The 13,457-nt window shown below is 30.0% G+C and carries 13 protein-coding genes; 9 read left to right on the top strand and 4 right to left on the bottom strand.

Translation table 11 applies throughout. From position 1 onward, the window contains the following. Positions 1 to 41: 41 nt before the first annotated feature. From PTZ02_RS06490 to PTZ02_RS06455, 8 genes are all read left to right on the top strand, one after another. Positions 42 to 998 (top strand): methyl-accepting chemotaxis protein, encoded by a 957-nt coding sequence (locus PTZ02_RS06490; RefSeq protein ID WP_274226986.1) that lies wholly within the window; start codon positions 42 to 44, stop codon positions 996 to 998. A gap of 10 nt (positions 999 to 1,008) precedes the next feature. Then, the gene (locus tag PTZ02_RS06485) at positions 1,009 to 1,563 is read left to right on the top strand and encodes a hemerythrin domain-containing protein (protein ID WP_274226985.1); all 555 of its coding nucleotides are present in this window, start codon (positions 1,009 to 1,011) and stop codon (positions 1,561 to 1,563) included. A gap of 412 nt (positions 1,564 to 1,975) precedes the next feature. Further along, a complete protein-coding gene (gene glgP, locus PTZ02_RS06480) occupies positions 1,976 to 3,604 on the top strand; it encodes an alpha-glucan family phosphorylase (protein WP_274226984.1) in 1,629 nt (542 codons plus the stop codon). 132 nt (positions 3,605 to 3,736) lie between these two features. Further along, positions 3,737 to 4,702 (top strand): homocysteine S-methyltransferase family protein, encoded by a 966-nt coding sequence (locus PTZ02_RS06475; RefSeq protein ID WP_274226983.1) that lies wholly within the window; start codon positions 3,737 to 3,739, stop codon positions 4,700 to 4,702. Between the two features lie 54 nt (positions 4,703 to 4,756). Next, the gene (locus PTZ02_RS06470) at positions 4,757 to 5,545 is read left to right on the top strand and encodes a flavodoxin family protein (protein WP_274226982.1); all 789 of its coding nucleotides are present in this window, start codon (positions 4,757 to 4,759) and stop codon (positions 5,543 to 5,545) included. 95 nt (positions 5,546 to 5,640) lie between these two features. Beyond that, positions 5,641 to 6,051, top strand: coding sequence for an FMN-binding protein (locus PTZ02_RS06465; protein ID WP_274226981.1), 411 nt, complete (start codon positions 5,641 to 5,643; stop codon positions 6,049 to 6,051). Positions 6,052 to 6,105: 54 nt separating this feature from the next. Continuing rightward, positions 6,106 to 6,972 (top strand): SDR family oxidoreductase, encoded by an 867-nt coding sequence (locus tag PTZ02_RS06460; protein ID WP_274226980.1) that lies wholly within the window; start codon positions 6,106 to 6,108, stop codon positions 6,970 to 6,972. A 21-nt stretch (positions 6,973 to 6,993) separates the two neighbouring features. Beyond that, positions 6,994 to 7,374: a ribosomal maturation YjgA family protein gene (locus PTZ02_RS06455; protein WP_274228072.1), complete on the top strand. Its 381-nt coding sequence runs from the start codon at positions 6,994 to 6,996 to the stop codon at positions 7,372 to 7,374. A gap of 34 nt (positions 7,375 to 7,408) precedes the next feature. Here the strand turns inward: PTZ02_RS06455 and PTZ02_RS06450 are convergent, their stop codons facing one another. The 3 genes from PTZ02_RS06450 to PTZ02_RS06440 form a co-directional block, all read right to left on the bottom strand. Then, the gene (locus PTZ02_RS06450) at positions 7,409 to 8,602 is read right to left on the bottom strand and encodes an MBL fold metallo-hydrolase (RefSeq protein WP_274226979.1); all 1,194 of its coding nucleotides are present in this window, start codon (positions 8,600 to 8,602) and stop codon (positions 7,409 to 7,411) included. An 80-nt stretch (positions 8,603 to 8,682) separates the two neighbouring features. After that, the gene (locus PTZ02_RS06445; RefSeq protein ID WP_274226978.1) at positions 8,683 to 9,906 is read right to left on the bottom strand and encodes an NAD(P)/FAD-dependent oxidoreductase; all 1,224 of its coding nucleotides are present in this window, start codon (positions 9,904 to 9,906) and stop codon (positions 8,683 to 8,685) included. A 44-nt stretch (positions 9,907 to 9,950) separates the two neighbouring features. Further along, a complete protein-coding gene (locus tag PTZ02_RS06440) occupies positions 9,951 to 11,666 on the bottom strand; it encodes a putative bifunctional diguanylate cyclase/phosphodiesterase (protein WP_274226977.1) in 1,716 nt (571 codons plus the stop codon). A 206-nt stretch (positions 11,667 to 11,872) separates the two neighbouring features. Here PTZ02_RS06440 and PTZ02_RS06435 point away from each other — a divergent pair, with 206 nt between their 5' ends. Next, on the top strand, positions 11,873 to 12,637 hold the full coding sequence (locus PTZ02_RS06435; protein ID WP_274226976.1) for a MerR family transcriptional regulator: 765 nt from the start codon (positions 11,873 to 11,875) through the stop codon (positions 12,635 to 12,637). A gap of 58 nt (positions 12,638 to 12,695) precedes the next feature. Here the strand turns inward: PTZ02_RS06435 and PTZ02_RS06430 are convergent, their stop codons facing one another. After that, positions 12,696 to 13,349, bottom strand: coding sequence for a hypothetical protein (locus tag PTZ02_RS06430; protein ID WP_274226975.1), 654 nt, complete (start codon positions 13,347 to 13,349; stop codon positions 12,696 to 12,698). Positions 13,350 to 13,457 lie beyond the last annotated feature (108 nt).

Raw genomic sequence — 13,457 nt, 5'->3', positions numbered from 1 at the left:
TTAATCTATATAAATAAAATTGAGGTATTTGGAGGCATCGGATGTTAAATTTTAAAAAGAGAAATAATGAAGCAGTATATCTGACTAAAGAACAAAATACAATGAAAAATGATATAAAAGTAAATGAAGAAGCTATTGAATTCATAGATTCTATTAATAATCTAATTTCAAAGACTGTTGATCAACATCATATAGTAAATAAACAACATGATGGACTAGCTGAACTTGCAAGTGATATTAAAATACATATGAATAAGATATCTAATCTAACTGTTACAACTAATGAATCTACTGATAAATTATATCTGGAAAGCAAAAGTCTTGATACGCTTACTAAAGATACTGTGAATAAATCTAATGAAGGTAAGCAAACTATTGAAGAAATGGCTAATATAATTAAATCTCTAGAATTAGAAAATAAAAAAAGCATGGAGAGTATAAACGAGTTAGTAGTTAAGTTTGGAAAAGTAAATGAGGTAGTTGGACTAATTACAAGTATAGCTACACAAACAAATTTGCTAGCATTAAATGCTGCAATAGAAGCAGCTAGAGCTGGAGAGCAAGGGAAAGGATTTGCTGTAGTTGCTGGTGAAGTACGAAAGCTAGCAGAAATGACTAAGAAAAGTATCACTGACATTTCAAGCTTAATTGAAAGTATTGAAACAGAAACAAGAGTGGTGCTTGAGAATTCAAGTAAATCAAATGAGGCAATAGAAGAAGGAGTTAAGGCAACTCAAAAAGCTGTACATAAAATTGAAGAAAGCCTAATTGCAGTTACAAAGGTTGATAGTGAAGTTAAAGAAGTAATGGACACATTAATAGTTCAAAAGAAGCACATCGAAAATATGAGCTTAGAGATAAGCGATGTAGACGAGATTCTTAAAATAACAGCAGATACAATAATTGACCATATAAACGAAGCTAGCGTAGTTGATAAGCAACTAGCAGAAACAAAGGAAAAGGTAGGGTTTTACGGTTTAAAAATAAAAAATATTTAGGAGGATAACTATGGATGCAATTAGTTTAATGGTAGATGAACATAAATATATTAAAAGAATGCTTGTAGTAGTAAGAAAGGTTTGTTTTGGAATTTTAAAAGGTGAGGACATATCATATGAGGACTTTTCTAAGATAATTGATTTTGTAAGAAATTATGCTGATAATCATCACCATGGTAAAGAGGAAAAGATTCTTTTCAATAGAATGGTAAGTGAAATCGGAGGAGTGGCTGATAAATTAGTTAATCAAGGTATGCTAGTAGAACATGACTTAGGAAGACTACATATGAGGGAACTTGAACTAGCTTTAGATAGGGTTAAAGCTGGAGATGAAGAAAGTAAACTAGATGTAATCGCTAATGCAATGTCCTATACTCACTTACTTACAAGACATATTGAAAAAGAAGACAATACAGTCTATACTTTTGCACAAAGAAAATTATCAAAAGAGACGATTGAACAAATAAATAAGGAATGTGAAGATTTTGAAAATAATGCAATAGAAGATGAAGTTAGTAAACTATATATAGATATTTTAGAAAACTTAGAGGAGAAATATCTTTAGTTAATTTTAATAGACCTATTTTAGGTCTATTTTTTACTCTTTAGGAATGATAATATTTTTAGTCTTAGAATAATTTTATGAGTTTAAATCATAACCTAAGGATTGCTAGACTGCCCTAAAGAGTAAAAAATAGAATTAGTCGCCTGCCAATTTTTCCTCACATGCGTTTGGAAAGGCAGATGCGAGAAAAAAATCGACGGCTCATAATCGCCTTGGGGATTTTTTTATGTTTTACTTACAATGTAACACTCTTAATTTTGTGAGAACTTACAAAGTTAATATATAAAGGTAAAAAGTTGATTTGGCTTATAAAATAACATGGTATAATATGGCTGTAGAAACAATTGTAAAGGGGTAAGCTTATTCATAACAATGTAATATTATTTTCATAGCTTTGAGAGGTGGTTATTTTATGAAGAAATTGCCAAGTGTTGCATATTTCTGTATGGAATATGCTCTAGATACTGAAATGAGAACATATGCAGGGGGATTAGGTATTCTTGCTGGAGATTATTTAAAGGGAGCAAAAGAATATAATTACCCTATAGTTGGAATAGGAATCAATTGGAAACAAGGATATTCAGATCAAGTTATAGGAGCGGATAATAAACCTTACGATGCTTATCATAATTATAAGTATGACTTTTTGAAGGATACTGGAGTTAAAGTTACGGTAAAAATACGCCAAAGAGATGTAGTATGTAAGGTATGGTTAGTTGATAAATACGATAATGCACCTATATATTTATTAGATACTGATTTGCCAGAGAATGAAGATGCATGGATAACTGGTCAGCTTTATGGTTGGTTTGGTGAAGAAAGAATAGCTCAAGAGATGGTTCTAGGGATAGGTGGAATTAAAGCCTTAAGGGCATTAGGAATAGAAACAGATATATATCATTTTAATGAAGGACATGCACTTTTTGCAGGGTTTGAATTAATAAGAGAGAAAATGGATGATGGATTAACTTTCAATGAGGCATTTAAAAAGACTCAAGAAGAGATAGTATTTACAACACATACACCTATAATTCAAGGAAATGAATCTCATTATATAGATAGATTAATGTACATGGGAGCTAATTGCGGGTTAACCATAGAACAGCTTGTAGAGATTGGTGGGTCACCTTTTAACATGACAGTAGGAGGATTAAGACTATCAAAAATATCTAATGGAGTAGCTCAGCTTCACAAAGACACAGCTAATAAGATGTGGAAGAATGTAGAAGGAAAATCAGATATAATCGGAGTAACAAATGCTATTCATTTAAAGACTTGGGTTGATGAGAGAATGCTTAAGGCAGCTAAGGATTTTAATAGAGATGAAGATAGTAAAAATAATATATGGAATGCGCATATGCTTAATAAAGAAGCATTAATTGAATTTGTATATGAAAGAAATAAAGTTAAATTAGATAAGGATAAATTACTAATTGGATTCTCAAGGAGAGCAGCACCATATAAAAGAAGTAACTTGATTTTTTCAGATAAAGAAATAATCGAACCATTATTAAAATCAGGAAAGATTCAAATTGTTTTTTCAGGTAAAGCTCACCCATTAGATGATACAGGCAAAGAAATAGTAGAGAATATAGTTAAAATGTCAAAACTTTATCCAAATTCGGTTGTATTCCTAGAAAATTACGACATGACCATAGGTAAAATGTTAACTAGGGGTTCTGATATATGGCTTAATAATCCAAGAAGACCATTAGAAGCAAGTGGAACATCTGGTATGAAGGCAGCAATGAATGGAGTAATTAACTGCTCAATATTAGATGGATGGTGGCCAGAAGCTTGTGAAGATGGTGTAAATGGTTGGCAGTTTGGAGATGGCTTTGAGAGTGAGGATTTTGAGGAATTAGATGAGCATGACAAGGATGCTTTATATAAGGTTTTACTAGCAAAGGTTATTCCTACTTACTATGATAATAGAGAAAAATGGATTGATATGATGGTAGCCAGCATTAATAGTACTAAAGAATATTTTTCAGTGGAGAGAATGCTTAAAGAATACTATGAATTAATGTATCAAAAATAAATGTTAAAGCCTAGCTTTTATGCTAGGCTTTTTTATGTTAATAGCTTTCATAATATAGTATAGTAGTAATATATTTACATATGTTTTAACATAAGTTATATTCTAATTATACATATTTTAGGGGGCGAAAATATGAGTTGTGAAATGAATAATGATAATACATTTCTTTCATCTTTTTATAAATATAAATATATACTTACAGAAGGGGCGATAGTTGAAAGATTAAAGAAAGAATACAATGTTAAATTAGATGAAGAAATCATGCATGCGGGGTTAATTTATAATGATAGACAAGCTTCTGTCCTTAGAAATATATACATGGAGTATATAGAGACCTCAGAGAAATATGATTTGCCAATAATGATTATGACACCCACCAGAAGAGCAAATAAGACCAAAATATCAAATTCTTCTTATAATAATAAAAATATTATAAAGGACAATGTAGATTTTCTAAAAGATATTAGAGAAAAATATCCTTCTCATAAAAATAAAATATTTATCGGAGGACTAATGGGATGCAAAGGTGATGCATACAATTATGAAGAAGCACTCTCAAAAGAAGAGGGGTATAGATTTCATCTTTGGCAAGCAAAAGAGTTTGAGTCATCAAAGGTTGATTATTTGTTTGCGGGTATAATGCCAGAAATTTTTGAGGCTATTGGAATGGCAAAAGCAATGGAATGCACAAATATACCTTATATTATTAGCTTTATGATAAGAAGAAATGGGGCATTATTGGATGGAACAATAATCAATCATGCTATTAGTGCTATTGATTTAGCAACAGATAGAAAACCACTAGGATATATGGTTAACTGTGTACATCCTAGTATATTAAGTGAGGCCTTGTGGAGTGATGTAAATAGAACAAACCTAGTTAAAGAACGTTTCTTAGGTATTCAAGCAAATGCATCTCCTCTTGAGCCAGAAGAGCTAGATAACCTAGAGACTATAAAATCAGATTCGCCAATAGATTTAGCCTTAAGTATAGAAGAACTTCATAATAAACATAAAATAAAAGTTATTGGTGGATGTTGTGGAACGGATAATAGACATGTAGAGGAATTTGCTAGAAAAATAAAGAAATGGATGTAATTTATTAACATAAAATTATCAGATATATTTTCCCAATATAGAGGTGAGATAATTTTGAGGATAGTTGTAATAATAAGTAGTGCTAGAAAAAAGGGTAATACTGCGACTATTGTAAAATTCATAGAAAATGAAATAGTACAATATGCTATGAATCTAAGTGTAAATTTAGATGTTGAGTGGATAAATTTATTTGATTATGAATTACAATTATGTTTGGGATGCAGAATTTGCTTTAATAAGGGAGAAAAGTATTGTCCACTAAATGATGGGTTGCTTAATATAAGAGACAAGATAATTGAGGCAGATGGTGTTATTTTTGCAAGTCCGGTTTATGTTGAAGATGCTAATGGAATAATGAAAAATTTTATAGATAGAATGGCATTCATTTGCCATAGACCAGCATTTTCAGGGAAGGCATCTATTATCATTACAACTTCAGGTGGAGGTGCAACTAGCCATGCTATAAGAACGATAAGCTCAGCTATTCAAAGCTGGGGGGCTTATATATCTGCCAAAAGAAACTTTAGAACTGGAGCACTTATTGATAAGGAGAAAGTTGAATTAGAATATAGTAATGAAATTAATGCAATAGCTAAAAAATTCTTTGATTCTCTTTATACTAATAAGAAACTAATTCCCACATTTTATTCTCTTATGATATTTAAAATACAGCAAAAAAATTGGCAGCAATATAGTAAAGAAGATAATTTAGATTATTTGTATTGGAGAGAAAATGGATGGCTAAATAAGGAATGTACTTATTATATTCCTAATAATTCACTTTGTATAAAAACCGTTGCTGCTAGATTTGTAGGTGGAGTAATTTCAAAATTCTTTATATAGAGTAAGTTAGTTTTAACATATGTTAACTGGTAGAAAATTCATAATTTATATTATAATAAAGATAACGTAGAAATATTAGTATGAGGAGAGAGAGAATGAGTAAAAGAAAAATAATTGTTTCTATAATAGGAATTGCAGCTATTATAGCAATCTACTTTGGGGTAAAAGGTATTAAGTCATATATGGACTTAAAAACCTATCAAAAACAGGTGAATGATATAGTAATTTCTGAAGTAGATCTTACAAAAGTTCCAGATGGCACTTATGAAGGAAGTACAGAAACCTTATGGGTAGCAGCTGAAGTAAAGGTAACGGTGAAGGATCATAAAATAACTAAAATTGACCTTGTAAAACATAAATATGATAGAGGAAAGCCAGCAGAAGTATTGGTGGACAAGGTGGTGGAAGATCAAAAGGTTAAAGTAGATACCGTATCTGGTGCAACTGTTAGCAGTAAAGTAATATTAAAGTCTATAGAAAAAGCATTAGAAAGTGCAGGTAAATAAAAAATAATATCAATTTGTAGATGATGAGAAAAATCAATGAGAGGAATGACTTAAATGAAAAAAATATTAGTTACAGGAGCAGAAGGGTTTTTTGCTTCAAGATTTATTGAATATTATAAAAATGAGTTTAATATAGTTGCTTTAAATAAGAAGGATTTAGAGATAACAAAAGAAGAAAGCATAGAACAAATAAAATATATAAATCCGGATTATGTTGTCCATGCGGCGGCAATATCTGATACTGGGCTTTGTGAGAGAAATCCAGAACTATCATATAAAGTTAATGTAGAAGGTTCAATAAATGTAGCTAAGGGCTGTGAAGCATCGAAAGCAAAACTAATATACCTTAGTTCTGATCAAGTATATAATGCAAATATTCAAAGCGGCCCTTATAGTGAAGAATGCATAGTCGTACCAAATACTGTTTATGGAAAACATAAAATTGAGGCAGAAAATCATATAGCGAAAATGGTAGATGATGCTGTAATTTTAAGATTAACTTGGCTTTTTAGTTTACCAGAGAGAAATAAAAAGGTTAATTCAAATATAATTTGGAATATTATAAAAGCCGCAGTTAAAAATCAAAGCATTAGTTTGCCTGCAAATGAGTATAGAGGTATTACTTACGTTTATGATTTAATACGAAACATTAGTAAGATAATTAATATTCCAGGTGGAATATATAATGCAGGAAGTGAAAATAACTTAAGTACTTATGAAATAGGGAAGAGCATTATAGAACAGATGGGATTAAGTAATAGAGTAGAAGATATCTTAATAAAAGATACAGATAGATATAAAGATAGTAAGAGAGATTTAAGGATATCAAATAAAAAACTAAATAATATGGATGTAAGCTTTCCAGATACACAAGAAGCTATTATTAATTGTTTAAAGGAATTTTCTTATTTAAATTTGTAATTGCAGGAGTAGAGGTGAGATATTATCTATAAGCGTAATAGAACTCTATATGGTATTATAATAATTCTAGTAATAGTTTTAGGATTAATGACAAGAAGATTCAAAAATTTATATTTAGGAGATATTTTATGGGCTCTTATGATATTTTTTATTGTGGGCTTCATTTTTATAAAAATAAAGCTGAAAATAGCAGCATTAATAGCAACCTCTTTCTGTTTTATCATAGAATTTAGTCAATTATATCATGCAGATTGGATTGATAAGATAAGGCAAAATACTTTAGGTGGATTGATATTAGGGTATGTATTTTCTTGGCCAGATTTATTAGCCTATTTAGTTGGAATAGGAGCCGGAGTTATTCTAGAACTTATAATTTATGGGATTAAAAATAGGAATTCTTAAAACTTTTAAGAATTCCTATTTTTAATATAGTATGCTATACAAATTCTTGAAGTAATTTATCAGCAAAGTTTTTTCCAAAGGTAATACAATCGTCTAATTCTTTTTCATCAGGCATGTATTTAATTTTTAATTCATCTTGTAGTACTTTTATATTTGCTTTTAATAAATAATCAGAGAGAATCTTTGGAGATTCCCCACTCCAGCCATAACTTCCAAAAGAAGCACCAACCTTATTTATGAACTTAAGACCAATTAAATCTTCAATAACTGGCAAAAGAGATGTGAGAAGTCCATTATTTACAGTAGAAGAACCAAGTAAAATTCCTTTGGATTTAAATATTTCAGCTATGATATCATTTCTATCAGCAGTGGCTGCGTTGAGTATTTTATAACTTACACCGGAAGCTTCTAATCCTTTTGCAATAAATGCTGCCATCTTATATGTAGCGCCCCACATAGAGTTATAAACAATTACCACACTTTTTTCTGAATTACCTTTTGCCCATTCATAATACTTATCAACAATCTTCATAGGATCTTTTCTCCAGATGATACCATGACTTGGAGCAATCATATCGACTGGTAATCCTAGTCCTTTAATTTGATCAATTTTTTTAGTAACAAATCTGCTAAATGGGGTTAAGATATTTGCATAATATTTAAGAGACTCTTGATCTACCTCAAATTCGTCAACCTCATCATTAAAAATACTTGAGGATGCAAAGTGTTGTCCAAAGGCATCATTTGAAAATAATATATTTTCACCTGTTAGATATGTAAACATGCTGTCAGGCCAATGGAGCATAGTTGCTTCAATAAAAACAAGCTCATTTTTACCAATACTTATTTTATCGCCAGTTTTTACAACTTTAAAGTTCCAATTTTTATGATAATGCCTTGTAGCTGTTTCTAAACCGCCTTTTGAAACTATCACAGTAGCATTTGGTATATATTCCATAATAACTGGTAAAGCACCAGAATGATCTGGTTCAAAATGATTCATGACTACATAATCAATTTTTGATATATCTGTTACCTCACGCAAGTTCTCAAGAAATCTATCAGTCAAAGGTTCCCATACGGTATCAATAAGAACCGTTTTTTCATCTTTAATTAAATAAGAATTATAAGTACTCCCGCGGTGGGTTGATAATTCATATCCATGAAAATGACGTACTTTCCAGTCGGTAGCCCCTACCCAATATACTCCTTTTTTTAATTCCTTCATACTTATTTCCTCCATTCATATATTCATGAAGGTAGTATCTGCGAAGGTTTGTAAAAATATACAATACATAGTATTTTAACTTATTTTAAGGTTTTAATTATTTCTATAAAGTCATTTATTGAGGTAAAAGAAGATTCATCATATTTAATATCAACCTTATTTTCAATTAGTTTTTTTATAATCATTGCCCTTTTTTGATCGCCAAGAATTATAGCACCAACTATCTTGTCATTTCTAACTAAAACTTTATAATATTTACTGTTTTCCTTATCTAAATCTATTTGAGTAAACAAATTTGTTTCATTAGATTCTTCAATATCTCCAATTGAAAAAAGAGATAAATCAAAGGCATTCATTGAAGAAAATTGAATAGGAGGGGTGAAAATACTATCTTCGCCACAAATATTGGCTCCAGCGACATTTCCTTGTTCAGATGAAATGTTCCATAAACCATAAACCCTACTATTAAATTCAGTTACATCTCCTGCAGCAAAAATATCTTTTATATTTGTTTCCATTTTTTCATTAACAATGATACCTTTATTAATTTCAATTTGCGTATTATAAGCTATTTCAACATTTGGCTTTATTCCAGTAGAGTAAATTATCATATCACAAGAATACTCAATACCAGACTTTGTTTTAAAACCTTGTACTTTTTCATCTCCTTGAATTTCTTCAACTTGTGTATTTAGTAAGATTTTAACACCTTGTGATTCCATTGCTTCTTTTAAATAATTTGACGCATAGTCATCAAGTAATTTGGGCATTAATCTAGCTGCAAACTCTGCAATTATAACTTTTTTACCTTCTTTAGATAATATATTAGCTACCTCTAGATTTTGAATTCCTCCACCAATAAGTAGTATAGTTTCACACACATTAATGTAATCTAATACATCGTAAGCATTATTTAAATTCCTGAGTGTAAAGGCTCCGGTTTTATTTATTCCATTAATAGGTGGAATATTATTAGTTGCGCCTGTAGTAATAAGTAATTTATCATAAATCACAGTCTTTCCATTTTCCAAGGTTATAGCCTTTTTATCAGGTTCTATTGATATTACTTTATGACCTAAATGAATTTTAACGTTATTAGAAGAATACCAATCTTTCTTTTTAAGTAAAAGCTTGTCTTCGTTTAATCCATCTAAAAGACCTTTAGAAATTTTAGTTCTATAATATGGATAAAAGTTTTCTTCTCCTAGTACTAAAATTTCGCTATCAGTATTTATTTCTCGTATTGCCTTTATCGAAGAAAGAGCAGCAGTACCACTACCAATTATAATAATTCGATCCTTCATATATATCACCTCTAAATATTATTTATTATAGAAAATAAAGCATTTTAAAATAATTTTTCAATTTCAGTGGAGGGAATAGGCTCACTAAATAGATATCCTTGCGCAATGTTACATTTATTTGTTTTTAAAAAGGATAGTTGTTCATTGTTTTCAACACCTTCTGCTACCACTGTGAGATTTAACCTCTTTCCTAAATTTATCATTGAAGCTGTAATTAATTCTTCATTTGTGTCCTTAGCTACATCATCTAGAAAAGTTTTATCAATTTTCAAAGTATCAATAGGCAGGTGTTTTAGGTAGCTAAAGGAGGAGTACCCTGTTCCAAAGTCGTCCATTGCTACTGAAACTCCTATTTCTTTTAATTTGGCTAATTTTTTTGAGGCATACTCAAAAGATTTTACAGCAATACTTTCAGTAATTTCGAGTTCTAGCCACTTAGGATCTAACTGAGTTTTGCTTAATGTATCTTTTATTGTATTAATAATACTAGGGTGCTCAAATTGATGGGTAGATAAATTTATTGACATACCAATAGGTGAATAGTTTGATTGTTGCCATATTTTATTTTGCTTACATCCTTCTAATAACACCCATTCTCCTATTGGGAGTATTAAACCAGTTTCTTCAGCAATAGGTATAAATTTAGAAGGTGGAATAATTCCTTTTTTGGGGTGAAACCACCTTATTAGTGCTTCCACTCCAATCATTTTGTTAGTTATTATGTCAACCTTTGGTTGATAAAAAAGTTTAAATTCATTATTTTCAATCGCATTTTTTAAATCTTCAATAATTTCAAGCTTTGTAGATCTCTCTATACTCATTTCCTCATTAAATAAAAGACATTGGTTTTTTCCTTTGTTTTTGGCATTATACATAGCGATATCAGCATTTTTTAGTAAAGTTTTTGCATCATAGCTATGCAAGGGACAAACAGATATTCCAGCACTAGCAGTTATAAAAACTTCTTTATTATCTATGGTAATTGAACCATTTAGATCATTTAAAAGGTTATTGATTTTATTTAGTGAATCTTTAGGGCTTTTAATTGCAGGTAAAATAATTAAAAACTCATCTCCACCCAGTCGTCCAGTATGAGCTTCGTTGCCTAAATGTTCTTGAATTTTTGAACTAACTTCTTTTAAAACAAGGTCTCCAATATCATGGCCCAAAGTATCATTAATAATTTTAAAATTATCTAGGTCTATAAATACAACAGCAGTTTGTGTTTTGTTTTCTTTAGATGTTTTTAATTCTAAGCTTAAGAGTTCATTTATATAACTTCTGTTTGCTAAACCAGTTAATGAGTCGTAGTGAGCCATTTTATGTATTATTTGGTGTGCAGTAGAGCATTCAAATAGGTTATGTAATATTGTTACTTTGTTATAAGTTTTTCCATTTCTTTTCTTAGTAAATAATACTGACTTGTTAATACAATCATCCTCACAAATTAAGTTTGTACTATCTTTAGAATTTTCATCTTGGGAATTTTGATATATAATTTTAGATATAGTCTTTAAAACTGAATCAGAAGAGAGATTTTTTAGATTCTTTTCATCTATATTTGTAATACTATTAACTATTGAATTAGTTGAAATAGTATTTCCATTATTATCTGAAATAATAACCCCATCACCAATATGAGATAAGATTAAATTCATTAATTTCTTGGAATTTTTAAGTTCATTATTAAGTAAAATGTATTTTACATACATATATATAATTAGTGCAATTGATATGAACAGTATTAAGTAAATAAACATCATATACTCCCCCTAATTTGTTACAATTATTTAGTAGATTGTTTAATAGTTTATTATGGAAATGAATTTATTAATATGATTCAAATCACAATTTACTCAATTTTTACCTTTTAAGCCTAATAAAAAAATTAAATTAAAAAATTTAAATTCTTATTGACATTAACGTTACGGCAAGGTGTATATTTAGTTTGTAAGGAGGCGTAAACATGGAATACACAGTGCAGAAACTTGGAAAATTAGCAGGAGTAAGTACCAGAACATTAAGGTATTATGATGAGATAGGTATTCTTAAGCCGGCAAGAATAAACTCATCAGGATATAGGATATACGGTAAAGCTGAAGTAGATAGGCTGCAACAAATTCTTTTTTTCAGAGAGCTTGGAGTAAGCTTAGAAAATATAAGAGATATTATGACTTCACCTTACTTTGATGCAGCTAAAGCACTGAAGGAACACCGTGAAAAGCTTCTTGAAAAAAGAGCACAATTGGATTTATTAATTGAAAATGTTAATAAAACTATTGCTCAAACTGAAGGAGGAACTATAATGTCAGATAAAGAGAAATTTGAAGGATTTAAACAAAATTTGATAAATGAAAATGAAAAGAAATACGGAAAAGAAATTCGTGAAAAATATGGTGATGATACAATAAATAAGTCTAACCAAAAATTGAAGAATATGACCCAAGAGGAGTATGACGAAATAACTAAGCTATCTAATGAAGTATTAGAAACTCTTGAGGAAGCTATTAAAACGGGAGATCCAGCAGGAGAGCTAGCTCAAAAAACAGCTGATTTACATCGTAAATGGTTAAGTTTTTATTGGGATTCATATAGCAAAGAAGCTCATGCAGGTATAGCTCAAATGTATGTTGATGATGAAAGATTTACAGCATATTATGATAAGATAACTAAAGGAGCTGCAGAGTTCTTAAGAGATGCAATTTTAATTTATACTGGAATGAAAAAATAATAATTTTACTAAAAAGGGCGAAAACATTTAGTTTTCGTCCTTAAAGTTTTATTCGCTGTTATTTTTCAGAAACATAATCATAAGTGGGTTGAGTTTGTAAGAAGTAACCGCTTCTAACTTCTGCAGACCAGTTTTGAAGAGCTTCTTTCCATTCAACACTGCTAAAGAAAAAGTCGATTCCTTTTGAAGAATCCCAAACTAATACTCTGAAAGGAGTAATTCCTCCAGCTTCAAAAACATCTTGGCCAGATTCTGTATTCTCTGTAATGAAAAGTTGTGGTAGACCACGTTGAAAGGCCATTGCCGGTTCTATAAATGAGAAGGTTGAGCCTGTCCAATATTCTCTACCGATTTCATTTGCATAAACAGTTGCACCATTGGTATCTATAACTCTTACCTTTATTCTAGCAAGATTTAAGGTTATCATTCCAAAGCTAGAGTTAATCATTCTTCTTATGCTTGTCATAGTTGATTCTGGATATTGTTCTGTGTTTGGAAGAGTTCTTGGGAAAAGTAGTACTTTTTTAAGTTCATCCATTAATCTAAGAAGAAATCTTATTTGAAGATTATTTAAGGTAGTACTTGTTGGATGGCTTAAAAATACTGGAACTTGATAAAATCTATTTGTTTTTGCGACTAGTTCAGGGTTAGGAACAACAGTTGAGGGAGTTTCTACTTGTTCTACATTAAGATCAAATTGTAAATTAGACATATTATCACCTCATTATAGTATATTCAACCTTTGATTATTTGTGATTACATAATAATAAGAGTTAAGCAAGAAAAAATGTAAATTGTACAAATGTTAATTTAAGTGATA

Origin of the sequence: Clostridium sp. 'White wine YQ', assembly GCF_028728205.1 — a bacterium.
In the GTDB taxonomy this organism is placed as follows: Bacteria; Bacillota; Clostridia; order Clostridiales; family Clostridiaceae; genus Clostridium_T.
The sequence above is the reverse complement of the archived record's forward strand: the minus strand, read 5'-3'. Positions and strand labels throughout refer to the sequence as shown.